The sequence below is a fragment of the Paenibacillus sp. OAS669 genome, from assembly GCF_014873645.1.
In the GTDB taxonomy this organism is placed as follows: domain Bacteria; phylum Bacillota; class Bacilli; order Paenibacillales; family NBRC-103111; genus Paenibacillus_S; species Paenibacillus_S vulneris.
This window is the reverse complement of the sequence record NZ_JADBDR010000029.1, coordinates 15,838-41,031: the sequence shown is the minus strand read 5'-3', so window position 1 is coordinate 41,031 and position 25,194 is coordinate 15,838. Positions and strand designations below refer to the sequence as shown.

The following is a 25,194-nucleotide window of genomic DNA, read 5'->3' as shown; positions in this document are numbered from 1 at the left end:
AGCCACCGAAAATCGTAATAATTCAGGAGGAAATACGCCAAAAGTAAAGTACGGCTAGGGAATTTAATCCCTAGCCGTACTTTGTCAACAGTCCCAGAAGGCGGGTGTTTTTTTGCGTCCGAGCCGATCCAGTCTCCTGGGATAAGATCCCTTCTTTTCCCGAACTTTATTTTTCGGGATTCAATGGAGGGAATGAAGGTAATGAAGGAACCGACATTGAACATCCAAATTATCGGCGGTTCGGGTGGTAAAATGAGGGGCAGTAACTTTTAATCACGACCTGCGTTTAAATCAACAGAGAGGAGATGACGTTGTGATGAGGCCAAAATGGGTTAGCTATACTATCATGTTTACATTGTGTATGAGCTTGTTGGCGCCTGCGGGGCATAGTCAAGCGGCTGATGCCAGCGTGAGGGTCACACTGCCGGATTTTGTGGTGAATTTGAACGGTCATACAGTGGAAAATCAGTACCGTGAATACCCGCTGCTCGTTTATCGCGATATCACGTATGTGCCGATGACGTGGTATGATTCAAGATTGCTCGGTTTGGAGGCGACTTGGTCGCCGAACGACGGCTTGAACATTAAGCAGAGCCGTGTGGCCTCTTCATACGCGCCTTATCAGTCCGATCGCCGCAACGCGGCCGCGTACACGGCAGAGGTTCCCGCATCGGCCGTCATGATCAACGGCAAGACGATCGACAATTCCAAAGAGGAATATCCATTGTTAAGCTTCCGGGATGTGACGTATTTTCCATTGACCTGGCGCTTTGCGCATGACGAATTCGGATGGGATTACCGTTGGGAGGATAGAAGCGGCCTTAGCATCTTATCCCATAATCCGCAGCTGCAAACGATCGGCCTTCCTGCCGATGCCGGGGAGAATGATGTTGCCCTTTACAAAGGCTATATCTATTTTGTCGAGACGACAGGCACGACGAATCACATATACCGGGCTCCCTTGCAGCAGCCGTCCAATAAGGAAGAGATGTATTCCTATAGCATCCAAACCTCACAAGGGCTGCAAAAGCAAGTATCCTTTCAAATCCGTGACAATGCCCTTTGGTTTACCTATCACCTCGGGGGAGGAATTATGGGTCACGATGAGTTCGTGAAAATCGGTGACGACGGGAAAGCGGAGCTGGTACACCAAGGCTACCTCGATTTCCGCGAGACGCCGTTGGGAACATTAATCATGAATTTGGGCGCTTCAGCGTTTGAGGGCGGCAATCTCTATTTGTCGCAGCCGGGCGAGGAAAAGATGAGCGGTAAACGTGTAGGTGACGCGGATCTGATGTATGCGGTTATGTCCGACGGTATCTCGTTAGGAGCTCCGCGTGACGCCGCTTCCCTCCTTGCTGTCCATGGAGAGGATGTGTTCGTGCTTGCTTCCCGCAGTAGCTCTGACACCAATAAACTCTATAAAATCAACTTAAAGACGAATAAGACTGAGAAGATCATCGACTTCGGTGTCAGCCGATTCCGGATCATCGATAACAAGCTGTACTATGTAAAAGACGAGGACGGCAGGCTATACTCATCGGCGCTGGATGGTACGGGCGGCGAGACGAGCCTGTCAGACCATGCGGTGTCATGGTTCGACAGCATTGGCGGCAACGTCTTTTATACAACCAAGAAGGAAGCGAACCGCTTCGAGCTGTACCAGGCTGATCCGAACGGGGAAGACCCGCGCGTATGGACGACGCCAGTTGCTGGTGTTCAAGTGCTGAACGATCGGCTCGTGTGCAGATTTGGCGAGCAAGATGACTACGGCGTCGTGCTGCTAGACGGCTCAGGCCGCCTGCTGCTGAGTGTGGCGGATCCGATCTCTCGTGTACTTACGTCAGACAATGGAATTTTGCTCCAGGATTCCAGGGATTCCTCGATAGAACTCATACGTTGAAAGGGAGCGATGTTTCAGTAAAAGGCTGCCGGTTGGCAGCCCGATGCTTTTGCTCTCAAGATAGTGGCACTTATTAAGCCTTGGGAATAGTACTCGGCATAAGCGTTTATCTGTGTGGGAAGCACAACATATTTGAAGATCGTTATTATTGGGGGGAAACTCATGGAAGTTCTCGTTAAAGAAACATTGGTTCAGTTAATCAAAGGTGATATAACAAAGGTTGAGGCTGATGCAATTGTAAATGCTGCCAATTCTAGTTTAATGGGAGGAGGAGGAGTGGATGGAGCAATCCATCGGGCTGGAGGTAAGGCTATTTTAGATGAATGTATAAAGATCCGTAACCAAAGAGGCGGTTGTGCTGTGGGAGAAGCAGTAATTACTACAGCTGGCAATCTTAGAGCTGTATATGTAATACATACGGTTGGTCCGGTCTGGAACGGTGGAAGTAATAGCGAGGAGGCAAAGTTAAGAAATTGTTATAGAAACACGCTTAATTTAGCAGAGTCCAAGAATGTAGAGAGTATCGCTTTACCGAATATTAGTACAGGAATTTATAAATTTCCAAAAGATTTAGCGGCCAACATAGCGACGGAAGAAGTTTTTAAGTTCGTGAATAATAACGATAGAACCATTAAGAGAATTTTATTTGTCTGCTTTGATGAGGTTAACTTTGACATTTATCATAGTATATTGAAAGAAAAGAGTAAAAGGAGTCTTCCGTAAGAAGCCGAGAAGGCATCGTAGGCACTTCTGATCAGGTATGCGCCTCGATGCCTAAGCGACTCTCTCAAGGAACAGTGCTCTGAAGCACTCCTCGACTTTACAAAATTAACCACATGATAGAACGCCTTTATAAAGAGGACTGCCCTTCCAGCGCAAAGGACAAAAGATCGCTATTTAAACGTTCCATATGGGTGATGTAAAGTCCATGAGGACCGTTCTCATATATGATGAAGCGACTATGGGGCAGAAGCTGTGCAGCTATCATCCCGGACATCTCTACGGGAAAAGAGCGGTCGCTATCCCCGTGAATGATGAGGGAGGGCAGCGATATTTCCCGTAACTCAGCGCGAAAATCCGTCTCGATGAGCGCTTGATTGCAATCGAGAATCGCTTTGTGCGACGTTCGGAACATATCCGATTTCGTCCATTCCGTCAATTCGGGAGAAACCGAGCGGCCCGGCAGCCCTCCGCCGAAGTAGGGAGCTGCATTCTCTTGCACCCACCGTGGGAAGTCCCTTCTCCATTCGGATCGAGTCATCTCCACCCGGGTTCTATCGAATCCCATAGGGTTATCCTCCGTCTTCAACGGGAAGGGCAATGCAGTTCCGATAAATACACAGCGGCTAACACGTTCGCTTCCGTAGCGTGTCAAATACCGAACCAGCTCTCCGTTGCCCATAGAGTGGGCAACAAGCATCACATCGTGAAGATCCAAGTGTTCCAGGAGCGAAGATAGATCATCGGCGAGGGTATCGTAGATATAGCCCTGCCCCGGATCATCCGATCGTCCATGCCCCCGTCTGTCATACGCAATGCATCGAAGGCCCCGAGTGCTTAAATCTATCATCTGATAGTTCCACATTTCGGAGCTGAGCGCCCATCCGCTAATAAATACGACAGGCTTGCCGGAACCCCAATCCTTGTAATAAAGCCGCGTCGAATCTTTAGTTTCCACATATGGCATATCGAAAACCTCCCAAGCCTTAATGGCTGAAATGATGGACTGCAAGCTTCCAACGGACAACGGTTGAAACCATGTAAGCTGGCTCGATGGTGTTGTTTGTTCTATTCAAAGTGTACCTTTCCCGCCGTGAAGCAACAATCACGAGATTCCGATGCAATTGATCAGTTTGAGTAATGATCTTAATTGGCCTAACGGTTTGATGAAGCGTCCCTGTTAAAAGCTAAGATAAGCATCATAGCCATGATGCAAAGGGTCCCGATCCATTGAAACCAGCCGAAGGAATCCTTCAGCCAAAAGACGGTTGTTACGACAGCTGCTAGTGGTTCTAAGCTTCCCAAAAGAGCGGATTCCTTGGGTGACAAACTGTGTAAGCTTTCGATGTAAAACCAAAAGGCCAGCATAGTTCCAAAAAGGATGATGAAAATCAAATAGAAATAGGCTCCAAATGGCAAGCTCGAAAAATTCGTGTGCCAAGGCGGATGGATAAAACTTAACACGGCTCCCCCGATTACCATTGCCCAGCCAACAATCACTAGCGAATCGTATTTCTTGAGGAAGCGAACAGCATATAAGGTATAAAAGGCAAGGGCAAACCCGGAAAGTACTCCCCAAATCACTGCATCCAACGGTACGGATAATTGAGAGAATGACCCCTTTGTTAGTAAGAAAAAACAACCAATTAATGCAAGCGACACCGTAAGCATATCTTTCTTTGTTGGAGCAGCTTGTTTACTGGCCAATAAGTATACAATAATGATGGCCGGAGCCAAATATTGTAATAATGTTGCTACGGCAGCGTTTCCCCTTTCGATAGAAGCCATATAAGTATATTGAACCCCGAGCGTACCAATGAATCCGAAAATAATGAGTTGAAAAGAGAAACTTTTATTTTTCCAGATTTCAAATATGCTGGTACTGCCTTTCTTAAAGGCTGATACTGCCAGAAGCAGTAAACCTGCAATAAGCAGCCGGACCGTAACGAGCCAGCCCATATCGATGCCGTATTGCTGGAATAGCTTTTTGGCAGCAGCTCCACTAATCCCCCAAAATATAGCACCAGTAATGATGAAAAACAGACCTTTCCTTCTATCCATAATCGACTCTCCAAGAAAATATAAAAATAGTGACTTGCTTCGACTATAATAAAGGGAAAAGGTACAAATAGATAGTAAAATCAGATGATAAAATATAAATATATTGAGGTTGTTATATATGCAAATAAAAGATTTCGCAGTGGATCAAAACTATAAAGAGCTAACGGAGCATCGTACCACCGTGTTACCGATCGCATGTTATCACACAACGATTAGTCATAATAATAATGGATATATACCCATGCATTGGCATGATGAGTTTCAATTTGTTCTTATTATGAAGGGACAAGCCATCTTCCAAATACAGGAGGAAAAAGTGGCCCTGAACGAAGGAGAAGGATTATTTATTAACAGTGGCCGCCTGCACATGGCAAAAGATGATAACCATTCCGGATGCGCCTATATTTGCTTAAATGTTTCCCCGAGCTTTGTTCTCTCTCAAGAGCTTTATAGAACCTATGTATATCCATATATAGAGGCGACCAATTTATCTTACATTCTCCTGACTGCAAAGGAAGATTGGTCGAACAACATGATAAAGTCAATTCTGGAGATAGACCGTCTGATTCAGCAAAGTCCATCTTTATATGAAATAGATATTGCAATACAGTTAACTCACATGTGGAAAAATTTGGTTGTTAATGGGTTTTCATTAGAGTACAAAGAAACCGAGGTGTTGAGGAGCAAAAAAATGAAGAGCATGCTGGAGTGGATCCATCTGCATTTTGCCGAGAGGGGAAGTTTAGAGGAGATAGCGAGGGCCGGACAATTGAGCAGGTCCGAATGCTGCCGGTATTTCAAACGTTTTCTAAAGACGACACCTTTGAATTATGTGATGGAATACCGCATTCAAAAAAGTCTGATTTTACTGCAGCAGCCCGAGAACAATGTCACAGATGTTGCTTATCAGGTAGGATTCAATAGTACAAGCTACTTCATCCATCAATTTAGAAAATCAATGAACATGACGCCGCTAGCATATAAAAAGCAAAAAAGTACAAATTGATTTCAGAAATCGCGATAAGGGGTGTCGAAGCACGAACGTGACCGCCTGCCTGAGGATATGTAATGAGTCCATCAGCATAGTGAACCAGCCTGTTTTTTAGGCCGGTTTCACTATGTGATGTGTGGCTCCAGATCCTTTAATGCCGTCTCGTCCATTCTATTCACTGACAGCCTCTGGCTCGAGCATACGCAGCAGCTCTCGAATAGCAGGGGCAAGCTGATCATTGCTGTTCATTATAGCGGTAAAAATGGGGAACGCATCCTTCAGCAGCATATAACTGAAATAATAATAGCTGAAAAAGGCTTCTTTCTCATATCCCGGCGGCTCCTCTTCTTCCCAACGCAATTCGTCTTCTTCATCATTCTCCGGCCATAAGTATGTTTCGTCCAGCAATTCGTTCATCGTCTTAACTGTACCTTGGGAGTTCATGTGATCCACGGCAATTGCTGAAGCAACTGCCAAGTAGAGCTCAATTTCATTCGGTGAAACTTTCTCCGGCTCCTGTTTTATCAGCTCCTGCAGGAGCATAAGCAGTACCCAGGGCGTTGTCTGCCATAAGGTGCTTTGATGCTCGATCAAATTGGCCAGTTCCTCATATTGCCTGGTTTCAAGGAGCTGCGGTATGTCCGTGCCTCTTCCATAGGCGGTCGTCAGACGATGCCAGGGTATGCTGCTGATTGTTTGAGCTGAAGAATTCATCTCCATTTCCTCCTTTTGCCTAATAGCTATACTGTTGTGTATGTACGCCTATATCATTCGTGCTCTATGCGGCAGCTTCCTACTTGACAAGGAGAGCTTCCAGTCTACTGTGATCTTGTCCTTTGAAGGAAACGGCGGCACACCCAAAAACGCACTGCCGCTCTTGCTGACAATGCGTTTTGGTGTATCCTCTTGATTGAATCATACCTTCGTTCCGATTCACATTACCCGATCTGCCTCTTGATCCCTCTCGTTCGTCTTGTTCCGTAGAGATGCGCCATGCTCTTGGGTCCACGTCCACATCGCTTCAAAAATCGGCTGCAGCGCCTTACCGCTCTCGGTAAGGTCATATTCGACGTGCAGGGGTACGCCTGGATAAAGGGTGCGCGTGACGATTCCTTTTTCCTCCAGCAGCCGCAAGCGATCGGTCAAGGTTTTAGGACTAATCGGCTGCAGTTTACGGCGTAGCTCACCAAAACGCTGATTCCCGTTGAACAGCTCAAATAGGAGAAGAAGCATCCATTTGCTATCCAAGATTTCCAGGATAGGTTCAACCGTACCGGGACAGGATCGATCCATCATTATGATCACTCCGTAGTTTATTTTTTGAAACTATTGCACTTAAATGTAACTACTTTTCAAATGTAGCATAGATCCATTAAGATGTGAAGGAAGGACGGAACAACATGACGTTCAAGAAGAACGTTCGGAACGGGTGGCAGCAGCTATCCGAGCACTATCGCAACGAATATGAGGAGGAATAAAAATATGAAAAACATTGTATGGGCAACGTTAACCGCCAATGGCAATTATGCTCAATCCGGTCCCGAAAATCCGCCGAAAAAAGAAGCGCTGGACGACTTCTTTGCACATGCCAAAGCTGCAGGGAATTTCATTGTCGGTCGCCGGACCTTCGAAGGAATGCGCGGTAACGGCGGACCGGGGCCCTTTGCCGATATCGATATCGTGGTAGTTTCTAAAAGCGCCGCGGAAATTCCGGGGGTAAAGGTCGTAAGATCGCCGGAGGAAGCCTTGGACTACCTGGGGGGGAGAGGCCATCAGACCGCTCTTATTAGCGGAGGCGCAGATATTCACAATTCATTCCTGGGCCTGGGACTTGTAGACGAAGTGATTTTCAACGTGGCACCTGTATTGGAAGGTAGAGGATTGAATCTCTTGATTGACAAGGATAACTATTGTTTTAAGCCTGTGCAGTTGCTGGACTGCAAGCCCCTCGGCAGCGGCGTCGTTCAACTGCGCTATGCGATTGATCGAACTGTGTCCTAGAAGTTTATGCCGAATGATCTTTACCTTTCGCCATGACCCCTTTTTGAGGGGTCATTATTTCTCAAAGAGTGGAATTCCAAAGGAGATAGATGCTTCTTTCAGCCTTTCTTTCAGTCTTTTCCTCAAATTCATCATCCAGTCAGGCTCATGATCCCACTTTTCTTCAGCAGCTCTTAAAATCCTTGCATAGCCGTATAAATTAGCAAATCGTCTGCATGCTGGTAAAAGCTCATCTAAATGATAAGGGATAGCATATTCGGTCAGGTAACCGTCCATAAAGCATTGTTTCTTCTGTTCCATTAGTTCATAGGAGATGTGATCCTGCAAATGATTGAGCGCCTGTTCAATATCCATCGCATACCAGTGGTACATAGCGTCATCAAAATCTATTGCATTACATGACTCGGTTTCTTCATCGTAAAATACATTATCACATTCAAAATCATAATGAATGAGCCCATAATTGCTGCTGGATTTCGGGATCGTATCAAAAAAATCTCGAAGTAACTTCACCTCATGTAAGGCTTCCGTCTCTTCCGGAAATTCCATGAGCACATTCTGAATCCAGCTCAGAACATCCATATAGGACCATCTTTCGTATTGGCCGGGTGCATATTGACTTGAAAGCTGGTGGAGCCTTCCTAGAGCTTTTCCATAGCTGAATAGGATCCTGTCACTCATATCGGTATTACTAAGCTGAACACCGGAAACACGCTTAAATACGGAGGAATAGTATTCCCCCCAAGGAGTTCGCACCTCCACAAGCTCTTCGCCATGCTTTGATGCAACCGATTCTAAAACTCCATACTGCTTGCTACGCAAATACGAAATAAAATCAAGTTCCGCCTGTATGTTCGATTTTACCTTTTCCGATTTGGGTGCAAAACGTAATAGATGGGTCTTACCCTCCGATTTAAACGGATAAATGGCGTTTGACGATATGCGATAATGCTTAAACATCCCTATCGAATCCTCGTCGTAGTGCCAATTTTTTAAAACCATTTCCGCCAATTCTGCATTATTGAAAAGATACCTCAATTTCAGCATTAGTTGCATCGCCCCTTATGAAAAATAGTTTATTTAACAATTCCTCCATTTCATTACAGCTTATCATAAGCATGCAAAACCTTTCTGGGAGAAAAAAGCTATAGCCAAACTTCCCTGACCGTTAGCGCATCCATCGATCCTCGATAATGCTTTTTATCCTAAGTCGCGAAAAATAAAAGAATCTACATATTAGGCGTGCTTAATATGTAAATCCCGTATTTTAAAAGAGTCGACTTGTACTTTCATGTTCTTTATTTACTCCCTGGAATTCGAACCCTGCTTTACCGGCACATACTTCAATGCAATACAATTTTGTACTTGATCAATTGATCATTAATAAAAGCCCCAAATGCGGCTGCCGGGAGAACAATTCCAACCGGACACCAAACCAGCGGATCGGCTGACAAGTAATGCAAATCAAAATAGCAGCTCTTCAAATCAAACAGACTTAAAACTCCACCAACTAGCGGCGAAAAGCCAGACCATTGATAGCCGAAGTTTACTTCCCAACCCGCTGAAGTAACCACAGACTTTGTCCATTTTGAAACAGACACAGCGGCAGTCTAAGGCTGAAAAATAAAGTCCTAGACTGCCACTGTTTGATTGAACTAACATATCCGTTTAGCTGAAACGTAATGGTTCAAAGTGATTAAAGTTATTTTTGGTCGATTAACTTTTTTATCGCTTTTCTACTTTAGGGAGACAAGATAATCAGCAAGTTGATCGAAAGTGCCCTCAAGACCTTGTTGAAGCATTGGTGCCATACCGTTGTAGGCTTCTTGTTCCTCAGCGGATGCGTTCACAGGGCCACCTTTCAGTTTTAATACAGTTTTACCTTCGTCATCTTCTAGCGTGATGATATTCATAACTTCAAGAGGCCAGTTCGCACTAAAAGGCGCTCGGATCGTATTGCCTTGCTCATCGGAAAAGGATTGGATAAAAGCCACTTTCTCAGGTTCGACAACCTCTTGGTATGCAAATTTTCCCCACATGACGTGATTTCCGTCGGGAGACGTCTGAAAGCCTAAAAACTCGCCACCTGATCGGGCGTCCATTTTAACGACTTCGAGGGTGAAACCCTTTGGTCCCCACCATTTCGCGAAATGCCCGATCTCTGTCCATGCTTTAAATACAAGTTCGCGAGGGGTATCGAATACACGCGTAATAACAATTTCAAATGATTGTTTCAGACCGTTATCCATGACAATCCTCCTCTAATTTTGAAGGGAAACTATGCCCAATGATAAATGTGAAAGCTTGCTACAGAGTGCTTGAAGCCTGAACTAGCAGATTGGCCAGGAGACCGTAATCGGGTGTATCTTCTTTACGGATTTTTAGCCATTTCCTCTCGTCGGGCCCTTCAAATCCTTTCGGAAACGTAAGGCCGGAAGCATTCATGATCATAAATGCAATGGCATCTTTCGATGGTGATATAACCGCCGCATAATGTCCGTGTTTCAGGAAATGGGGCTTTTTGTATTGAATGCGTTCTTCGGCTTCCGGTATAACCTGGTGTACCATCTGGCGTAGTTGGTTGCTGACCTCGATTTTCCATGGTTGATCAAGGTTCTCGATAAATGCGGAAACTTCCTGATTCATCATTTCTTTTACAGCTCCTTTTCACAGTTTGTTTTGGAAAGAGTTAGAGAACTGACGAAGATTTTCACGTTCTCTTGTATGAACTGATCGAGACTGATACCAGGATAATTGTTTCCAGCTTCCAAATCGTTAATGAACGCGCCATATTGAGCCATCATGAATGTAAACGCCTGCATAGTGGGGTTCGAACAAGTTATTTTTCCTTTCTCGCTCATCGTAATGAAGTAATCTGTTAGAAACGTCAACAGTTGGCGGGGATGCTGCAGTCGGCGTTCTTTAAAGCCGGGGATGTGGACCTCATCTTTTAAGGCGATCAGAATCAGCTTTCGGTCTCGGTTCATGATGTCATGATATTTTTTGCTGATGCTTAGAAGGTCGGCTTCTAACTCCCATACAATCTGCTCATTGAAGAGTGCTCGCATCTCTTCGGCATAATGAAATCGTTCAAGGGCGGCTTCCAGCAAATTTTGCTTGCTACCGAAATGTCGAAAAAGCGTCTTTTCGCTTAAATCGGCAGATGAGGCGATTTCCTCTGTCGTGACGCTGTGGTAGCCTTTCTCTGAAATTAGGTCGATCGCAGCCCGTAACAATTTCTCCGCGCTCTCTTGCTTAGTTTGACGCATGATCATCTCCCTTTCTGCAGATTACAAAATGTCTGTCAGTGGTGACTGACATTATTTTATTCCAAATTTAACCTATCGTCAAGAGGCCTGCACCTCGTTTGTAATGAAAAAACCTCCCGTAAGTCGTAAAACTGTATAGTAATGGCCCATGTATGCAAGATTTATCGAAGCACTTGCTGAGCAGGCTTCCTGTTGATGACTTTTTTCGCCGCCTTATTGTTTCCCGTTAGACTATTCCGCGTTGTAGCTATCCTGCCCGTTGTTTTGAGAAAAGTAAAGTATTAGACTGTGCCCGAAAATAGAAACAGCGACAGCCACCGTATTTCCATCCTCTGTTCGGATGTTGATCTTATATTACACTAGTGATATATTACATATGTGGAATAAAATGATCTGAGGAGTCCCGCATGCATTTATCGAACGTAGAATTTATACTGCTGCAATTGGTCGCTGAGTGCCGTCATGTTTCGGGGTACGATATTATGAAGATGGTCAATCATCGAGGTTATCGGGAATGGGCAAATATCGGCACGACATCAATTTATACAGGACTGAAGAAATTGAGCACCAAAGGATGGATCGTTTCCGATGGACCCGACAGTAAATTCGGCAAAGGACCTGTTCCGACTCAGTTTGCCCTAACCGAAAGCGGTATGAACAGATTAAAAAACGAAATTGTTGACAGTCTATCCTCATCACGGGAGCGCGACATCCGCTTCGATCTCGGACTGGCTGCTTTGCCTCTAATAGGAAAAGACGAGGCCATCGCCGCTCTTCGGGCTAGGTTGGATTTTCTCAGAGCTGCTGAAACCAAAATACGGCAGAAGTACGAAGCGCAAGGCTGCGACCATTTGCCGCTGAACGTAAGAGCGCTGTTCCTGCATCCGATCATCTTGATCGACTGTGAACGCAAATTCGTTTCCAATCTATTCAACGAATTAATGGGGGAGTCAGGGGAATATGGGAAGCATTGTTGAAGGATTCGTCCCTTACCAAGGAGATCATTGTGAGACAACTGCCTTAGGCAATTTACTGCAATTTGCGGAAGTCCGGCTATCGGAACCGATGCTTTTTGGACTAGGGCAAGGGCTAGGATTCATTTATTGGGATTCGAAAGGAATGGATGTTCCTTTCATCGGAGGAAGGGTAAAACCAGATATACTGACGGCCAACCTTGCTATTAGGCTGGGTTTGACCGTCAACAATCAAGAAACGTCATCCGTCGACAAAGCCTGGAATAACGTACGGCATTGCATCGATCGCGGAATACCAGTCGGGCTGAAGTTGGATTCCTATTACTTGGATTATTTCACGAACAAGGTTCACTTTGCCGGTCACTATGCGGTCCTATACGGCTACAATGATGAATATGCCTACATGGCCGACACCAGACAGCAAGGCGGTCTGGTAGAGACGCGTTTGACAAGCCTGGGTTTGGCCAGAAATGCTAAGGGGCCTATGAGTTCGCGGAATCGTTCTTTTACGATCGAGCCTATCGACGTCTTGCCCCCGCTTATTCCAGCTATACGTGCTGCCTTAGCCAACAATGCATCTGACTACTTGAACCCGCCTATTCGCAATATCGGAAATAAAGGCATCGTCAGGATGAGCAGCGAAATTCTGAAATGGCCTTCTCGTGTCAAAAATCCCGAACAGGATCTATCCCTGATCGCAATGCTGATGGAACGAGCGGGAACAGGTGGAGCTTTGTTTCGGAATTTGTACCGGGATTTCCTGAAAGAATGCGTTGATCAGCTGGAGGACCCGAAGATCGAACAAGCCTGCCGTTTGTTTACGGAAATCGCCCCATTATGGGTCGATGTCTCTGCTTCGATCGACCATGCGGGAAGAAAAGGGAGCCTTCAGGAGCTGCAGCATGCATCAAAGCTGTTGCTCGAGATAGCGGAAAAAGAACGTACAGCCATGGAGTTATTGTTATAACCGATTGGAATTACCGTCAAAATTCATATATTAAGCTTTAGACTGACTATAGAAATTGAAACAACGACAGACAAGGACAAGAAAATATAGTCCTTGACTGCCGTTGCTACATTGAACGAACCTTCACCGTTAGTTCTACGATTTGAGTTTAAATCACTGATCGTGAGTCTCCGGTTACTGCAGATAGTACTGAACAGCGCCTAAAAATTGCATATGCGACAGCGCCGACGGCAAATCACACCGCCCCGTTCTTCATCATCATTCCGTTCAGCATAAAAAAACACCCCGCATGCTTTAGTTCATTTGTTTGCCGCTCGTATATTCCATATATTCGCCGCCCCATTCGAAAAGCGAGTTCAAGCTAGGCTGCAGCTTTCGACCGAGTTCGCTTAGTGAGTATTCCACCTTGGGCGGGATTTGAGCATATTCCTTACGAATGATTAAGCCCGACTGCTCTAATGACTTTAACTGCTTCGCAAGCGTTGCATGTGTCAAGTTGTCCAGTTTGCGCTGAAGCTCATTAAACCTCAGCGTCTCCTCGCTCAAAAAATACAAGATAACCAAAGCCCATTTTCCCGCCAGCAGCTTCTGAACCGTAAAAAACGGACAGCCTTGAATACCTATGTTCTTCTCCATAATATCAGCCATATAGCACCTCTCTATAGTATCTTCTTGGATACCTACGATACTAAAATATCGTACTTGTTATAAATTACGTATGATATTTATAATACCATAGAACCCTATAAAATACGTAATGAGTTATTGCTCAAGGCAAATTATCTTTGACTCGAACACAAGATGGAGGGAACAATGATGAAAATATTGGTAACCGGAGCAACAGGTAATCTTGGAGGATTAGTCGTAGAAGAATTACTGAAGCTTGTACCTATGAAGCAGGTCGCCGTTAGCGTACGCGATCCGAAGAAGGCCGAGCATCTTAGCGCACGAGGTATCGATGTCCGTACAGCAGACTTCAATGACTACGACTCTTTAGTAACGGCTTTCGCCGGTATTGATCGTCTGCTTATGATCTCGACGGAAGACATTGTCAACCGGGTCAGTCAGCAGACGGCAGTCATCAAAGCAGCAAAAGAAGCGAATGTTGGCTTTATTGCGTACACAAGCGCTTCAAATGCGACCAACAGCAAATTGACGCTTGCCGAAAGCCACAAGAAGACGGAGGAAGCGATCCTGCAATCGGGTATTCCCTATGTCATACTGCGCAATAACTGGTATTTGGAAAATGAAATGGCCACATTCCAGACGGTTCTGAACGGCGGACCATGGGTCATCGCTTCGGGAGAAGGCAAGACGGGTTGGGCTACTCGCCGCGACTATGCCGAAGCAGCGGCTAAAGTGCTTGCCGGACACGGACGCGAGAACGCCGTTTACGAATTGACGGGCAAGCCGTTAACGCAAGAGGAATTGTCGGCGATATTCGCGTCGGCTATGGGTCGGACTGTGCAGGTACAATATGTCGATCAAGAGGCATACCGCAACATACTGAGTCAAGCAGGACTGCCGCAACCGGTTGCCGATATGTTGGCTGATATGCAGAACCAGATCGGCGCAGGAGAGCTGGAAGTGGTAAGCAACGATCTGGAGCAACTGTTAGGCCATCCGCCTACTCCGCTAGAAGAAGCGATCCGTTCCTTGCTTGGGTAAATGATCAACTTGCCGTTACTTATCAACGGTTCACCATAATGGGTCTAATGGCGAAACTACGACAGATTCTTGGCGAAGCTGGTTTTGAACATTCGATTCACATTCAAAAACGGCACAGAGATTCAAGCATGAAACATATAAACAACAGGCACCGGGCCACTGATCAACTCAGTGGCCCGGTGCCTTGCTGCTACAAATTAATTATGAAAGAACTGCGTTGTAATCCCAACAACCTTGTTCATATTTTCAATCCTTCATTTCGCAACATTAAACAACTTTATTCACAGTCAACATCATCACCGGGACTGCTCTTTAAATCTATTCAACCGTCACGCTTTTAGCCAAATTTCTCGGCTTGTCTACATCATTGCCCCGTGTTAAGGCAGCGTAATACGCAAGCAGCTGCAGCGGGATGACCGACAATGCCGGTGTCAGCAGGGCATGGGTACGCGGAATATAGAGGACCTCATCGGCAGCCTTGACGATCTCCGTGTTTCCTTCCATCGCGACAGCGATGACATAGGCTCCGCGGGCTTTGACTTCCTTCATGTTGCTGATCGTTTTTTCCAGCAGCGCTTCCTGGGTAGCGATCGCAATCACCGGCGTGCCTTCTTCGATTAAGGCAAGCGATCCGTGCTTGAGCTCGCCGGCGGGATAGGCCTCTGAATGGATGTAGGAAATCTCCTTCAGCTTAAGCGACGCTTCCTGTGCCACCATGGCGTCGAGGCCGCGCCCGATAAAATAAAGGTCGTCATAGGCCGCGATTTGCTTGGCCGTTTGAACGATAGGCTCGATTTGCTTCAGCATGGACTCGACTTGTCCAGGCAGCTGCTTCAGCCCCTCCAGAAGCTCAATACGCTCATGAGCATTAGAAGTATCCAGGCTCTGCGAAATATAGAGCGTCAGCAGATAGAAGGCAATGAGCTGCGAAGTATAGGCTTTCGTCGAAGCTACGGCAATTTCCGGGCCTGCCCAGGTGAAGATCACATGATCGGCTTCCCTTGCGACGGAGCTGCCGACGACGTTGGTTATAGCCAGTACCTGGGCTCCGCACTGCTTCGCTTCGCGCATGGCGGCCAGGGTATCCGCGGTTTCGCCCGATTGGCTGACGACGATCACCAGCGTATTATCGCGAATGACCGGCTGACGGTAACGATATTCGGATGCGACATCGACCTCCACAGGAATGCGGGTTAGCCGTTCAATGACGGCCTTGCCGACAAGGCCTGCATGGTAGGCGGTTCCGCAAGCTACGATATGGATGTGACTGACCTCCCGCAGCGATTCCGGAGCGATCTTCACTTCAGGAAGAACGACTTGTTGGTTGTCTTCTTCTACCCGGCTTCTCATCGTATCCAGATAAGCGCGAGGCTGCTCGTAAATTTCCTTGAGCATGAAATGATCGTAGCCGCCTTTTTCCGCCATCATAATGTCCCAGTCGATACGGAACAGCTGCTTGGCGATAAAATTCCCTTCAAGCGTCATCAGCTCCACCGTATCACGGGAGATGACCGCCATCTCTCCATCGCCCAGAATGTAGACGTCCCGCGTATATTCGAGAATGGCGGGAATATCCGACCCGATGAAATTCTCACCGTTGCCGACGCCGATAATTAACGGGCTCGCCCAGCGAACCGCGATCAGCTTATCCGGCTCATGCTCGGACAGAACGACGATGGCATAGGCTCCGCGAATGCGGCTGACCGCCTGTTGAACGGCTTGAACCAGGTTCCCGTTATAATAATGGGCGATGAGATGGCTGATCACCTCGGTGTCCGTTTCCGACAAGAACTGATGCCCTAGCTGCTCCAGCTCTTCTTTCAACTGCTGATGATTTTCAATGATTCCGTTATGTACAACCGATATTTTCATGCTGTTATCGGCATGGGGGTGCGAATTCTCATCCGACGGCTTGCCGTGCGTAGCCCAACGGGTATGCCCGATGCCTGCAAAGCCGACAAGCGGCTGGTGCTCGAGTCTCGATTCCAGCTCCTGGATTCTTCCTTTCGACTTGGCGATATGAAGCCCCTCAGACGTGTGCACCGCTAATCCGGCGGAATCATACCCCCGGTACTCCAATTTTTTTAACCCCTCCAGCAAGATGGGCTGCGAATCTCGGCTTCCGATATACCCGACAATACCACACATGGCTTGGCTTCCTCCCTGTTCTTATTTAGGCTGTGCCCATGAAATTGCACATTCGTTCTCTATAACGAATATTTATCTCAAGTATACCTGATTATTCTGCAAAATCAACTGCTCACTTAGGACAAACTTCGTCTTAAAGAACAAATGTAACAAAAATTCAACATATTCCTCTACGTCAGCTCAGTTTCATTGTTCTTTGTAGAGGAATTCGGCGAGGCCCTGTGCGGGAGCAGAGGGAGGATCCCACGTTCTGCCGAGGCGGGCTTGATTACGGCTTATACCATATATTTTTGAACTGCACCCAGTCCAGAGAATCGAGAGATATTCCTTTGACAGAGGAATGGTAGATCGTCTTGAGCCGTTTGAAATACAGCCATTGCAGCACATGATCGTCACGAAGCCGTCTTTCGATGCTTTGCAGCAGTCCGGCCCGTCCTTCCCGATGAGACTCTCGCAGCGCTGCTGCGATGAATTGCTCGACGGCGGCCTTGCATGCCGGCTCCAGGTGATGCTGCATGCTTTTGTACAGATCGATGAGTCTCAGCTCCGTATCGTTATCGAGCATGATCGAGAAGAGCAGCATGTCCGCCTGCAGCCTGCGTTCGCCCTTGAATTCCTCCACGGGCAGCAGAGACAGCTCCACGGCCAGCCCCGCCTCCCGCAGGAGGGTTTGGACTAGCAGAGCATCCCGTTCGTAATGCGTTATCGTGCATAAAGTGATGCGTTCGCCTGCATAGCCCGACTGCTTGATAAGACTGCGCACCTGAGCAAGATCGGATTCGGGCGGGTTGATCGCAGTGTGCCGAATAAAGCTGTCGGCAGCGTAGAGAGCATCGCCGTCCAGCAGCTCCAGCAGCTTGCGCTGGTCTAGGGCGGCGTACACCGCCTCGCGAATCGCCGGGTCCTTGAGCGGCCCCTGCTTGAGCAGGTTGAACGTGACGAACTTGCAGGTCGTGCCCTGCTGCTGAACTTGATGCCAGGGGCTTTCCGCTTCATCCGGCAGCCGGTAGTTATGAATGATCTGAAAGCTTTCCAGTGTCCGGTAGCGGTCCTGCTGCTGCATATCCGGAACATGCCACAGCTCGACGCGGTCCAGATGGGCCCGTCCTTGAAAATAAGTCGGGAACGCATCCAGCACGCACATCGAATCGTCCAGATAGGTGAGCTTGAAGGGACCGGTGCCGATGGGAGCGCGCGCGAACGCTTCTTTCCCTTCCTTTTCGGTGCTGAACCCGGCATAGGCGTCCTTTGGAATGATGGAAGCGCGGTTCGTGCTCATAAATTGCAGGAACAGCTCATTGGGCTCCGTCAAATAGACAGTCAGCGTTAACGGGTCGATGATATCGACACGCTCGATTTGCCGGTACACCCACCGGTATAAGGAACGGGCCTCTGACTGCTTGAGGCGCTCCAGAGTAAAGCGAATGTCCTCGGCCGCCAGCTCCTTTCCGTGATGGAACATCACGCCCTTGCGCAGATAGAAGGTCCATGCCGAGCGATCGGCGCTGGATTCCCAGGCATGGGCCAAGTGAGGCTCAATCGTTTGGGTCAGCCGGTTGTAACGGACCAGGCTGTCGAACAGTTGATTGACCAGATGCCCCTCCGTGGAGAAATTCGTAAATGCGGGGTCCAGCGATTGGATAGGCTGGGTCAACGGAAAGCGAAGCGTATCGAACCGCTTGCTGTCGCGAACCTCGCTGCTGTACCCGAAGTGCCCGTTCAGCCAGCTGTGAAAATGGTCCTTCAGAGAGTCCGGAATCGAAGACACGTTCATCTGCTCCAGCGCCCCGTGAAGATCCTTCCGTTCCACAAGCTCCTTGGCAAGCAGCAAAATAATATCTTCCGTCGGCGTCAGGAACAAGAGAGAGGAGCGATTGCCCCTTCCTCGCTTGGGGAGCCACTGGAGCCAGCCCTCGCTGTTCATTTTTTTTAGAATCATAGCCGCATTGCGATGGGTGCAGTCCAGAATAGCCGCAATATCGTCTAATAGAATATCTTGCTCCTGATGCTCGCCGACATGCGGCAGCTTTTCACGCAATCTTATATAATGGCTGGCTAGTTTCATCGTTTCACCTCAATGATTTCATATATAAAAAGAATAACCGTTTATTGGAATCGAAAATAGGAAATTTCCATTTGCAAACTTGCGCTTTTTATTCCTATTTTACAGCCTACAATAAAAAAAGAAAGCCGTAGTCACACCAAACCGCTTTCTTAAGGAGGTTACCAAGTGAATACGTGGAGTGTTTTGGCGGATAGCCGCCTGCTGCAAATGCATTGGACTGAACAGTTTATTAAGGAATCCCAACTGGCTATAGAGCGGGAGACGATAGCGGAGACGGCGCAGACCGTCCTGTTTTATGCAAGCTTATATCTGGAGTTAGAGGAGCAAAAGGACACTGACTTGCGAGCGAGGGGCCAGTCGTCATGGCTTTCCTCCGAGCAGGAGATTGTGGCCAAAGCGCTGGAGCTCGTACCCGCAGCGTACCACGGGCTGCTGCAAATGTGTTCCTTGATCTCTTCCTTAACCGTAGATCTGGAACTGCAGGATAATGAATTGAAGGCTCTTCGGCTAAAGGCTTCTTCCTTTATCGACTATGTCGGGGAGAGAGCGCAGCTGGAGCATTGGTTTCATTAAAATACGAAATCGAATGTTAGGGAGGTTAACCGGAACATGATAACGGAGAACCAATCGGTGCATAAACAGGAAATGATAGTTTTGGCGGGAGCGCTGGTTTGCGCATGGATTCATTTCCTGCTTTTTTCCAACAAGGAATGGGGACTTTCGTATCCGTTGTTTACGCTGGGCTTTTACCTTTATTTTTATTGGTCTATCAAGGCTGTACCGGAGAGGGGAGTCCGCAGCTGGCTGCTTCTGCTGCCAATCGGCCTGCTTTCGTTCACGTATGCGGCATTTACCAATGCTTTGTTCACCGTGCTTAATGCGTTGCTGATCCCCTGTCTTATTGTCTTACATACGACATGGCTGGTGCGCAGGAAGGATTCGCGCCGATTGGACATAAGCCTTATAGTGGCTGCGCTTGATCAGATTTTCGTTCAAAGTATGCGGTATGTTCCAATGCCTGTACGATCGGTCGCCCGCATCCTGTCAGGGACTATGAAATGGAGGGGGTCTCAGCAGCTGTGGAAGGTGATGGCCGGCATAGTCGTATCGCTTCCTATTTTGCTGCTGGTGGGGTCCTTGCTGGCCTCCGCCGATACGATGTTCGACCGCTCGCTGTCCAGGCTGCCTGCGCTGTTAGCCGAGATCCGCATCGGTTATTTACTGCGGAATGCCGGCTGGGTTGTCTTTATGACCGTTGCGTTGTTCGCATATGTATGGGGATTGATGCATCCGAGGCCTAAGCCTAAGCTTACAGACATCCAGCGAATGGCTCCCTTAACGCAGGAAGGGAGAGGGGAAGGCTGGGATCCGGGCCTTCCGGTACCGCATTCCAGACCTATACGAATCGACGGCACCATTATGGCGACCGTCCTGATCATGCTGAATGCGGTGTACATCCTGTTTGCCGTAGTCCAGTTCTCCTATTTCTTTGCCGGGGGTTCGGCCGTGCTTCCGGACGGGGTCACCTATGCGGAATATGCGCGGCGGGGCTTTGCGGAGCTGGTCATTGTAACCGTGATGAATTTGACGCTGCTGATGATAACCCTTCATGCCGTCGATCGGACCATCCGCGCGCTGGACCGGCTGCTCCGCACGCTTCTGGCCATGCTGGTGGGCTGCACGGCCGTAATGCTGTGCTCCGCCTTCTTCCGGCTGTCGATGTACGAGATGGCTTACGGCTATACGGTCACCAGAGTGCTTGTCCATGCCTTTATGCTCTTCCTTGCCGTATTATTCGCTATTGCTCTATACAAGCTGTGGAACGACAGCTTTCGGCTGCTGCAGCCGTATGCCATTGCCGCCATTACAGCTTATACGGTATTGAATTACATCCAGGTCGATGCGGTTGTAGCTTCGAGCAATCTGCAGCGGTTTGAAGCCACAGGAAAAATCGATGTCTCTTATTTGGGCTCGCTAAGCTATGAGGCGGTTCCTTATTTGCTGGAGCTGCAGCGCAGCTATCCGGATATGGAGCAGACGACCGATGCGCTGGAGGCCATGAAGGAACGATTGCGAAGAGGGGAGCGGAGCTCCTGGGTGGAATTCAACTTCTCCCAACGAAGGGCTGCCGAAGCACTGGCAAGCTGGGAGAAGTCATCGAAGAGGTGATATCTAACGATACCGCACGAAACCGGACGAAGCGGAAGCTGACGTCCGGTCCCCAGGGGAATCAGCCGGTCGCTGCGTTTTCCGTATAGCGGCGGATCGCATCCGGAATTTCCGCGAGGGACGACAAGGTCAGGAACGCTCCCTGAGGTTCCGTATCGACCTGCACGTTGTTATATGCCCATTCCTGAAGTGCAGGCATGAAAATCGCGTGAATGCCGTTTTTGAGCGCGGGGGTAATGTCCGTGCGAAGCGAATTGCCGATCATCCAGGTCGCTTTGCGGTCAAGCCGGTTGTTGCGGATAATCGAATCCAGGTACTCGGTCGTTTTATGCCTGGTGATGTGAATGCGGTCGGCAAAAAAACGCTCCAGTCCGGCTTCCGTCACCTTGCGCATCTGTACCTGCGGCACCCCGCCGGTGTACAAGTGAAGCTCGTGCCCTTCTTCGGTTAACTGCGTTAATGTTTCATACATGAAAGGATAGGGCTCAATGTCATGCCCATATACGGACCGTCCGAGCTCCAGCAGCTGCCGCTGCTCCTGCTCGCTCTTGAGTCTTCCTGTCATATCGGAGAAAAACTCGTATGCATCCATAAACGATTGGGGGAAATGATCGGGTGCGAAGCCGGATTGCTCTACGCGCTGCAGATCGATTTCCGCCTGCTTTTGTTTGATTTCTACGATAGGAATTTGGTAGGTGTGGAACCACATCTCCATCAAGTCGGCAAATTGGTCGACCACCATATCGAAAAATTTGTTGCAGTACAGCAGCGTATCGTCCATATCGAAAAGGATCGTTTGTTTGTTCATAGAAGGGTCTCCGTTTTCCGTGTCAGTAAGTAGGTCGATTCAGGCTCAAGCAATGGGGCGTTGAGCCGTACAGCGTTCGGCCGAAAGCTGCCTAAGCTGTCAGTTTGCCCCATTATACCACGGCACAAGGGAAAATCCTATCTTCCGATCCGTCGCTCATTTGGCTTGTGCCCTGGAAGACAGCCCCTTTTTCAATGATCAGCGAGCCGGCCTGGACCGTGCCGATCAGCTTGCCCGTCGAGGTAATTCGGACAACCCCCTCTACCTTTACCGTCCCTTCGAGTCTGCCGGCTATCGTGACGTCCTTCGCGGTGATGTCCGAGCGGACGACGCCTTTTTCCCCGATAACGACTTCACCGGAAATGCGCAGATCGCCTATGACTTCGCCTTCAATGCGAATATCCGCTTCCGACGTGCAGCTTCCTTCCCATAACGTTCCTTCCCCGATTAACGTATCGGTTCCCGCAGCACGGCGCTGCGGCTTTGCTTTGTTTAACATGGCCATCGGTAAGACTCCTCCTTAGGATTCATCCTGGATTATAGTCCAGGCAAGTATGGCTTGGGATCGGTGCTTTTCCCGTTATGAAGTATTTCGTAATGCAGATGGGGGCCGGTGCTTCGGCCGGTAGAGCCGAGCTTGCCGATCTGCTGCCCGCGCTCTACGGCATCTCCCTGACGCACAAGCGCTTCGTTCAAATGCATGTACCAGGTGCGCAGTCCGCCGCCATGCTCCAGCACGACATGGTGTCCGTGGAACTTGTCATAGCCGACGGTTATGGCAGTTCCCTTCGCGGCAGCGAGGACAGGATCGTTCATTTTACCGGCGATATCGATGCCACGATGAAAGCTCAGCTTGCTTGTAATAGGATCCTTGCGATAGCCGAAAGGAGAGGTGACGGTGCGTGAGACCGTCGGCCATAATCCGGGCGTTCGCAGGGCAAGCTCCCTTTTTTCCAGCAGCGTCTCCTTCGATTGCTTCCAATGCTGCTCCAGCTCGGTCATATCCTGCTGCAGCACGGCGTAGCTCTCGCGGGTTTGCTTTGCGAGTGCCTTCATCTGCTGCGCCGTTACAGGATGGGCCGGCCCGCCCATACCGCCTTGGGCAGCCAAAGCAGCGGCCGCCTTAACAGGGCCTGTGGATACGGGAGCGCCGGAGGGAGCCAGCTTCCTAAGCTCGGTCTCGAGCTGTTTCATTTCCTCCACTTTGGTGCGTACTTCCGATGCCTGTCTGGAAAGCTGAAATATTTCATTCTGCAGCTGCTCAATCGTTTTGTTCTTATTCGTTAAATCCTGCTCCAACCGGCTGTTATGCGCCTGCTGCCTGGATTCCGTCACTTGGGTTGCAGCCATGGCATGGAAATGAATCACATACACATACGATGCGGTACCCACAAACAGCATGACGGCAAGCAAGACGGAGCATAGGACCGCTCGGGATAATTTGATTCGCTTGACGCTTTCATTCGCCTCCGGAATGATGACGAAGGTCAGCTTGTTTTGAAACCACTTGAACCTCATGATAACTCCTTTCGGTATGTTGCGAATTCCTGTGGCATATATTGGTAGAAACTATGCATCCATGGAGGAGGAATTCGCTTGTCCTGGTTGAAAACGAGCCGCATGAATCTCATGGACCGTCTTACCATGCATCTGAAAGCCGAGGTAGCCCTTCAAGCGGAGGGGTTCTCCGGAGAACCGGGCGTGCTGCAAAAGGTAGGCAAACGGTTTATCCGGGTTAACGGACTATATTATGTACCGTCTACGCTGCAAGAGATTGTTCTGCTTCACCCTAACGACAAAGCTCCTGTAAAGGTGGAGGGAGAACCGGCACTTATTCGCACAACCTATGCAGGAAGCTTTCAGGCAAGACTTGTCCGCAACGGAACGGACTTTATCGAGATTATCGTCTTCAGGGATGGGGAAGAGGAGGACCTTACCCTGCTCATTCCCTTGAATAAAATCATTAGCATCGAAGCGACATAATCACTCACTTCCCCCTCAAATTCTTTGCTGTCTCGCCTGCGTAAGCTCCATATAGGAGCTAATGACGGCCAGAATCATAGCGAGCCCATAGATGATGCCGCAAACAACCCCGATCGTCGCGAAATATTCACTTCCCCAAAGCCCGGCGACAACGGACACAATACTGGTTATTAGCAGGATATTGCTTAAGCGGGACCAGAGATGATAGGAAGGGCCATGCGCGCTCAAAGGAGAAGACCCCGGCCGCCTGTTCTGATTCGTCCCTTTCTGGTTGTCGTCCGCACCGGTATGGTTTGCAGAATCCGAGTCTCCATTGTCCTGTCTGGCGGGAGAGGGCTGATTCGAGCCGCTGTTTTGGCTGGTCTTCGGGACCGGGAACCTGCGGGACAATAGCAGCAGGAGAAGCAGAGCCAACGGCTGATAGCTTAGAACGATCACGGTGGAGCTGTAGTTCCCGAAGCTGAACACCTCGGTCGTATTCTTAAAGGCAAGCAGCGACGTTAACAAGATAAAGTAACCGATCGGTGTATTGATGGTGCTGTAGTCCCTTTGTTTGACGAGACTGGCTAACCCTGTGAGCAAGGCGAGATAAATCAAAATATCCTTGGAGAATAAGATGGGTGCCCAGATGCTCAGAATCAATAGATCCATCCGGTCCAAAAAGTCGGTAATATGAATTTGCTGCACCAGATTATAGTTAGGGTAAATCAGATTTCCGCTAATGATTGGACCGAACACCAGCACCTCCATCAGCAGGAAAATGCCGAGAAACAGAGAGGACAAGATGGCGCCGTGCCGAATGGCGGAACGTACCTGCTTGATTTGGCTGATCGCATGAAGGAATGCGCCCGCAATGAAAATGTCTCCATACCAGCCAAGAGAGAGCATATTGCCGTAAAAGACATTAAAGAAATCTCCCGCAAGGATCGGCTCGATCAAGGATTTGTCCAATTCATTGGCCAGCATGAGCGGCATCAATAGAATCGTTAAAGCAAATAGAGGGAAGAAAATATCATTGACCCGGCCAATGACTTCAATGCTCGTCCTGCCGAAATACATAATGAGAAGGATCATAATGAACAAGACGACTTCTTCCGGCGTAGTGGGCAGCAGAATCGTGCCCATAAATTTGCTGAACGAACGTACGTCCCGAATCAGCATCAGCCAGAAGTGGATAATGAGAATCAGATTAAAGATTAACCCGACGGCTTTTCCCATCACGATTTTATTGATCTCAAACAGATTTCTGCCCGGAAATCGCTGCGCCAGCTTGCAAAAGGCATAGGCTACCAGCACGATGTAGAGGGTTGGCAGGATATAAGTGAACCAGGCATCCATTCGCGCTACCCTTACGAGATCATGCTGTATGCTGACAAGCCCCCCTCCTGTCAGGAGGGAAGCGATAAGCCAGGACATCTGCCTATAATTGATGATTTGCTTGGAATCCATACCTTCACCTGCTTTGTT

At 48.5% G+C, this 25,194-nt stretch carries 25 protein-coding genes; 10 read left to right on the top strand and 15 right to left on the bottom strand.

The genetic code is table 11. The features are described 5' to 3' along the window. Positions 1–316 precede the first annotated feature (316 nt). Both GGC63_RS33695 and GGC63_RS33690 read left to right on the top strand, forming a co-directional pair. Entirely contained in the window at positions 317–1,903 is a 1,587-nt protein-coding gene (locus tag GGC63_RS33695) for a DUF5050 domain-containing protein (RefSeq protein WP_192705929.1), read from the top strand. Positions 1,904–2,065: 162 nt separating this feature from the next. Then, complete coding sequence (locus tag GGC63_RS33690) at positions 2,066–2,626, top strand: O-acetyl-ADP-ribose deacetylase (protein WP_192705928.1); 561 nt, start codon at positions 2,066–2,068, stop codon at positions 2,624–2,626. A 127-nt stretch (positions 2,627–2,753) separates the two neighbouring features. Here GGC63_RS33690 and GGC63_RS33685 read toward each other — a convergent pair whose 3' ends face one another. Beyond that, positions 2,754–3,590 (bottom strand): alpha/beta fold hydrolase, encoded by an 837-nt coding sequence (locus GGC63_RS33685; protein WP_192705927.1) that lies wholly within the window; start codon positions 3,588–3,590, stop codon positions 2,754–2,756. A gap of 188 nt (positions 3,591–3,778) precedes the next feature. Then, positions 3,779–4,684: a DMT family transporter gene (locus tag GGC63_RS33680; RefSeq protein WP_192705926.1), complete on the bottom strand. Its 906-nt coding sequence runs from the start codon at positions 4,682–4,684 to the stop codon at positions 3,779–3,781. Between the two features lie 124 nt (positions 4,685–4,808). On the opposite strand from GGC63_RS33680, the gene GGC63_RS33675 reads away from it, so the two are divergent. After that, positions 4,809–5,690: an AraC family transcriptional regulator gene (locus GGC63_RS33675; RefSeq protein WP_318781159.1), complete on the top strand. Its 882-nt coding sequence runs from the start codon at positions 4,809–4,811 to the stop codon at positions 5,688–5,690. A 156-nt stretch (positions 5,691–5,846) separates the two neighbouring features. Here GGC63_RS33675 and GGC63_RS33670 read toward each other — a convergent pair whose 3' ends face one another. Together GGC63_RS33670 and GGC63_RS33665 are read right to left on the bottom strand one after the other, a co-directional pair. Further along, entirely contained in the window at positions 5,847–6,389 is a 543-nt protein-coding gene (locus GGC63_RS33670) for a hypothetical protein (protein ID WP_192705924.1), read from the bottom strand. A gap of 219 nt (positions 6,390–6,608) precedes the next feature. Beyond that, complete coding sequence (locus tag GGC63_RS33665) at positions 6,609–6,971, bottom strand: winged helix-turn-helix transcriptional regulator (protein WP_079914518.1); 363 nt, start codon at positions 6,969–6,971, stop codon at positions 6,609–6,611. Positions 6,972–7,157: 186 nt separating this feature from the next. Here GGC63_RS33665 and GGC63_RS33660 point away from each other — a divergent pair, with 186 nt between their 5' ends. Next, positions 7,158–7,676 (top strand): dihydrofolate reductase family protein, encoded by a 519-nt coding sequence (locus GGC63_RS33660; protein ID WP_192705923.1) that lies wholly within the window; start codon positions 7,158–7,160, stop codon positions 7,674–7,676. Between the two features lie 54 nt (positions 7,677–7,730). On the opposite strand, the gene GGC63_RS33655 is transcribed toward GGC63_RS33660, so the two are convergent. From GGC63_RS33655 to GGC63_RS33640, 4 genes are all read right to left on the bottom strand, one after another. Then, a complete protein-coding gene (locus tag GGC63_RS33655; RefSeq protein WP_192705922.1) occupies positions 7,731–8,723 on the bottom strand; it encodes a phosphotransferase enzyme family protein in 993 nt (330 codons plus the stop codon). A gap of 689 nt (positions 8,724–9,412) precedes the next feature. After that, a complete protein-coding gene (locus GGC63_RS33650) occupies positions 9,413–9,925 on the bottom strand; it encodes an SRPBCC family protein (RefSeq protein ID WP_192705921.1) in 513 nt (170 codons plus the stop codon). Positions 9,926–9,983: 58 nt separating this feature from the next. After that, positions 9,984–10,322 carry a DUF1801 domain-containing protein gene (locus GGC63_RS33645; protein WP_192705933.1) on the bottom strand — a complete coding sequence of 113 codons (339 nt, stop codon included), beginning with the start codon at positions 10,320–10,322 and terminating at the stop codon, positions 9,984–9,986. Positions 10,323–10,330: 8 nt separating this feature from the next. Beyond that, positions 10,331–10,945, bottom strand: a complete 615-nt coding sequence (locus GGC63_RS33640; RefSeq protein ID WP_079914514.1) for a TetR/AcrR family transcriptional regulator — start codon at positions 10,943–10,945, stop codon at positions 10,331–10,333. A gap of 407 nt (positions 10,946–11,352) precedes the next feature. Here GGC63_RS33640 and GGC63_RS33635 point away from each other — a divergent pair, with 407 nt between their 5' ends. Together GGC63_RS33635 and GGC63_RS33630 are read left to right on the top strand one after the other, a co-directional pair. Beyond that, positions 11,353–11,922: a PadR family transcriptional regulator gene (locus tag GGC63_RS33635; protein ID WP_192705920.1), complete on the top strand. Its 570-nt coding sequence runs from the start codon at positions 11,353–11,355 to the stop codon at positions 11,920–11,922. After that, complete coding sequence (locus tag GGC63_RS33630; protein ID WP_192705919.1) at positions 11,906–12,886, top strand: BtrH N-terminal domain-containing protein; 981 nt, start codon at positions 11,906–11,908, stop codon at positions 12,884–12,886. The genes GGC63_RS33635 and GGC63_RS33630 overlap by 17 nt, the downstream gene beginning before the upstream one ends. Positions 12,887–13,180: 294 nt before the next feature. On the opposite strand, the gene GGC63_RS33625 is transcribed toward GGC63_RS33630, so the two are convergent. Continuing rightward, a complete protein-coding gene (locus GGC63_RS33625) occupies positions 13,181–13,534 on the bottom strand; it encodes a winged helix-turn-helix transcriptional regulator (RefSeq protein WP_225948683.1) in 354 nt (117 codons plus the stop codon). Between the two features lie 168 nt (positions 13,535–13,702). Here GGC63_RS33625 and GGC63_RS33620 point away from each other — a divergent pair, with 168 nt between their 5' ends. Continuing rightward, positions 13,703–14,554 carry an SDR family oxidoreductase gene (locus GGC63_RS33620; RefSeq protein WP_192705931.1) on the top strand — a complete coding sequence of 284 codons (852 nt, stop codon included), beginning with the start codon at positions 13,703–13,705 and terminating at the stop codon, positions 14,552–14,554. 318 nt (positions 14,555–14,872) lie between these two features. Here GGC63_RS33620 and glmS read toward each other — a convergent pair whose 3' ends face one another. Beyond that, positions 14,873–16,702, bottom strand: coding sequence for a glutamine--fructose-6-phosphate transaminase (isomerizing) (gene glmS, locus GGC63_RS33615; RefSeq protein ID WP_192705918.1), 1,830 nt, complete (start codon positions 16,700–16,702; stop codon positions 14,873–14,875). A gap of 268 nt (positions 16,703–16,970) precedes the next feature. Then, positions 16,971–18,767, bottom strand: a complete 1,797-nt coding sequence (locus GGC63_RS33610; RefSeq protein WP_192705917.1) for an ABC transporter substrate-binding protein — start codon at positions 18,765–18,767, stop codon at positions 16,971–16,973. Positions 18,768–18,932: 165 nt separating this feature from the next. Between GGC63_RS33610 and GGC63_RS33605 the strand changes: the two genes are divergently transcribed. Both GGC63_RS33605 and GGC63_RS33600 read left to right on the top strand, forming a co-directional pair. Further along, positions 18,933–19,340, top strand: coding sequence for a hypothetical protein (locus tag GGC63_RS33605; RefSeq protein ID WP_192705916.1), 408 nt, complete (start codon positions 18,933–18,935; stop codon positions 19,338–19,340). A 36-nt stretch (positions 19,341–19,376) separates the two neighbouring features. After that, positions 19,377–20,936: a DUF4153 domain-containing protein gene (locus GGC63_RS33600; RefSeq protein WP_192705915.1), complete on the top strand. Its 1,560-nt coding sequence runs from the start codon at positions 19,377–19,379 to the stop codon at positions 20,934–20,936. Positions 20,937–20,997: 61 nt separating this feature from the next. Here GGC63_RS33600 and GGC63_RS33595 read toward each other — a convergent pair whose 3' ends face one another. The 3 genes from GGC63_RS33595 to GGC63_RS33585 all read right to left on the bottom strand — a co-directional run bounded on the left by GGC63_RS33595 (position 20,998) and on the right by GGC63_RS33585 (position 23,262). After that, positions 20,998–21,744 carry an HAD family hydrolase gene (locus tag GGC63_RS33595; RefSeq protein WP_192705914.1) on the bottom strand — a complete coding sequence of 249 codons (747 nt, stop codon included), beginning with the start codon at positions 21,742–21,744 and terminating at the stop codon, positions 20,998–21,000. Between the two features lie 112 nt (positions 21,745–21,856). Further along, positions 21,857–22,249 carry a bactofilin family protein gene (locus tag GGC63_RS33590; protein ID WP_192705913.1) on the bottom strand — a complete coding sequence of 131 codons (393 nt, stop codon included), beginning with the start codon at positions 22,247–22,249 and terminating at the stop codon, positions 21,857–21,859. A gap of 32 nt (positions 22,250–22,281) precedes the next feature. Next, positions 22,282–23,262 carry a M23 family metallopeptidase gene (locus tag GGC63_RS33585; RefSeq protein ID WP_192705912.1) on the bottom strand — a complete coding sequence of 327 codons (981 nt, stop codon included), beginning with the start codon at positions 23,260–23,262 and terminating at the stop codon, positions 22,282–22,284. A gap of 78 nt (positions 23,263–23,340) precedes the next feature. Here GGC63_RS33585 and GGC63_RS33580 point away from each other — a divergent pair, with 78 nt between their 5' ends. Then, positions 23,341–23,727, top strand: a complete 387-nt coding sequence (locus tag GGC63_RS33580; RefSeq protein ID WP_225948682.1) for a hypothetical protein — start codon at positions 23,341–23,343, stop codon at positions 23,725–23,727. A 15-nt stretch (positions 23,728–23,742) separates the two neighbouring features. Here GGC63_RS33580 and GGC63_RS33575 read toward each other — a convergent pair whose 3' ends face one another. Next, positions 23,743–25,176: a GerAB/ArcD/ProY family transporter gene (locus GGC63_RS33575; protein WP_192705911.1), complete on the bottom strand. Its 1,434-nt coding sequence runs from the start codon at positions 25,174–25,176 to the stop codon at positions 23,743–23,745. Between the last annotated feature and the right edge of the window lie 18 nt (positions 25,177–25,194).

What these genes read in the sequence shown, in the direction of transcription:
- GGC63_RS33695 (WP_192705929.1), top strand. Translation starts at nt 317, where the DNA reads ATGAGGCCAAAATGGGTTAGCTATACTATCATGTTTACATTGTGTATG.
- GGC63_RS33690 (WP_192705928.1), top strand. Translation starts at nt 2,066, where the DNA reads ATGGAAGTTCTCGTTAAAGAAACATTGGTTCAGTTAATCAAAGGTGAT.
- GGC63_RS33685 (WP_192705927.1), bottom strand. Translation starts at nt 3,590, where the DNA reads ATGCCATATGTGGAAACTAAAGATTCGACGCGGCTTTATTACAAGGAT.
- GGC63_RS33680 (WP_192705926.1), bottom strand. Translation starts at nt 4,684, where the DNA reads ATGGATAGAAGGAAAGGTCTGTTTTTCATCATTACTGGTGCTATATTT.
- GGC63_RS33670 (WP_192705924.1), bottom strand. Translation starts at nt 6,389, where the DNA reads ATGAATTCTTCAGCTCAAACAATCAGCAGCATACCCTGGCATCGTCTG.
- GGC63_RS33665 (WP_079914518.1), bottom strand. Translation starts at nt 6,971, where the DNA reads ATGATGGATCGATCCTGTCCCGGTACGGTTGAACCTATCCTGGAAATC.
- GGC63_RS33660 (WP_192705923.1), top strand. Translation starts at nt 7,158, where the DNA reads ATGAAAAACATTGTATGGGCAACGTTAACCGCCAATGGCAATTATGCT.
- GGC63_RS33655 (WP_192705922.1), bottom strand. Translation starts at nt 8,723, where the DNA reads ATGCTGAAATTGAGGTATCTTTTCAATAATGCAGAATTGGCGGAAATG.
- GGC63_RS33650 (WP_192705921.1), bottom strand. Translation starts at nt 9,925, where the DNA reads ATGGATAACGGTCTGAAACAATCATTTGAAATTGTTATTACGCGTGTA.
- GGC63_RS33645 (WP_192705933.1), bottom strand. Translation starts at nt 10,322, where the DNA reads ATGAATCAGGAAGTTTCCGCATTTATCGAGAACCTTGATCAACCATGG.
- GGC63_RS33640 (WP_079914514.1), bottom strand. Translation starts at nt 10,945, where the DNA reads ATGCGTCAAACTAAGCAAGAGAGCGCGGAGAAATTGTTACGGGCTGCG.
- GGC63_RS33635 (WP_192705920.1), top strand. Translation starts at nt 11,353, where the DNA reads ATGCATTTATCGAACGTAGAATTTATACTGCTGCAATTGGTCGCTGAG.
- GGC63_RS33630 (WP_192705919.1), top strand. Translation starts at nt 11,906, where the DNA reads ATGGGAAGCATTGTTGAAGGATTCGTCCCTTACCAAGGAGATCATTGT.
- GGC63_RS33625 (WP_225948683.1), bottom strand. Translation starts at nt 13,534, where the DNA reads ATGGCTGATATTATGGAGAAGAACATAGGTATTCAAGGCTGTCCGTTT.
- GGC63_RS33620 (WP_192705931.1), top strand. Translation starts at nt 13,703, where the DNA reads ATGAAAATATTGGTAACCGGAGCAACAGGTAATCTTGGAGGATTAGTC.
- glmS (WP_192705918.1), bottom strand. Translation starts at nt 16,702, where the DNA reads ATGTGTGGTATTGTCGGGTATATCGGAAGCCGAGATTCGCAGCCCATC.
- GGC63_RS33610 (WP_192705917.1), bottom strand. Translation starts at nt 18,767, where the DNA reads ATGAAACTAGCCAGCCATTATATAAGATTGCGTGAAAAGCTGCCGCAT.
- GGC63_RS33600 (WP_192705915.1), top strand. Translation starts at nt 19,377, where the DNA reads ATGATAACGGAGAACCAATCGGTGCATAAACAGGAAATGATAGTTTTG.
- GGC63_RS33595 (WP_192705914.1), bottom strand. Translation starts at nt 21,744, where the DNA reads ATGAACAAACAAACGATCCTTTTCGATATGGACGATACGCTGCTGTAC.
- GGC63_RS33590 (WP_192705913.1), bottom strand. Translation starts at nt 22,249, where the DNA reads ATGGCCATGTTAAACAAAGCAAAGCCGCAGCGCCGTGCTGCGGGAACC.
- GGC63_RS33585 (WP_192705912.1), bottom strand. Translation starts at nt 23,262, where the DNA reads ATGAGGTTCAAGTGGTTTCAAAACAAGCTGACCTTCGTCATCATTCCG.
- GGC63_RS33575 (WP_192705911.1), bottom strand. Translation starts at nt 25,176, where the DNA reads ATGGATTCCAAGCAAATCATCAATTATAGGCAGATGTCCTGGCTTATC.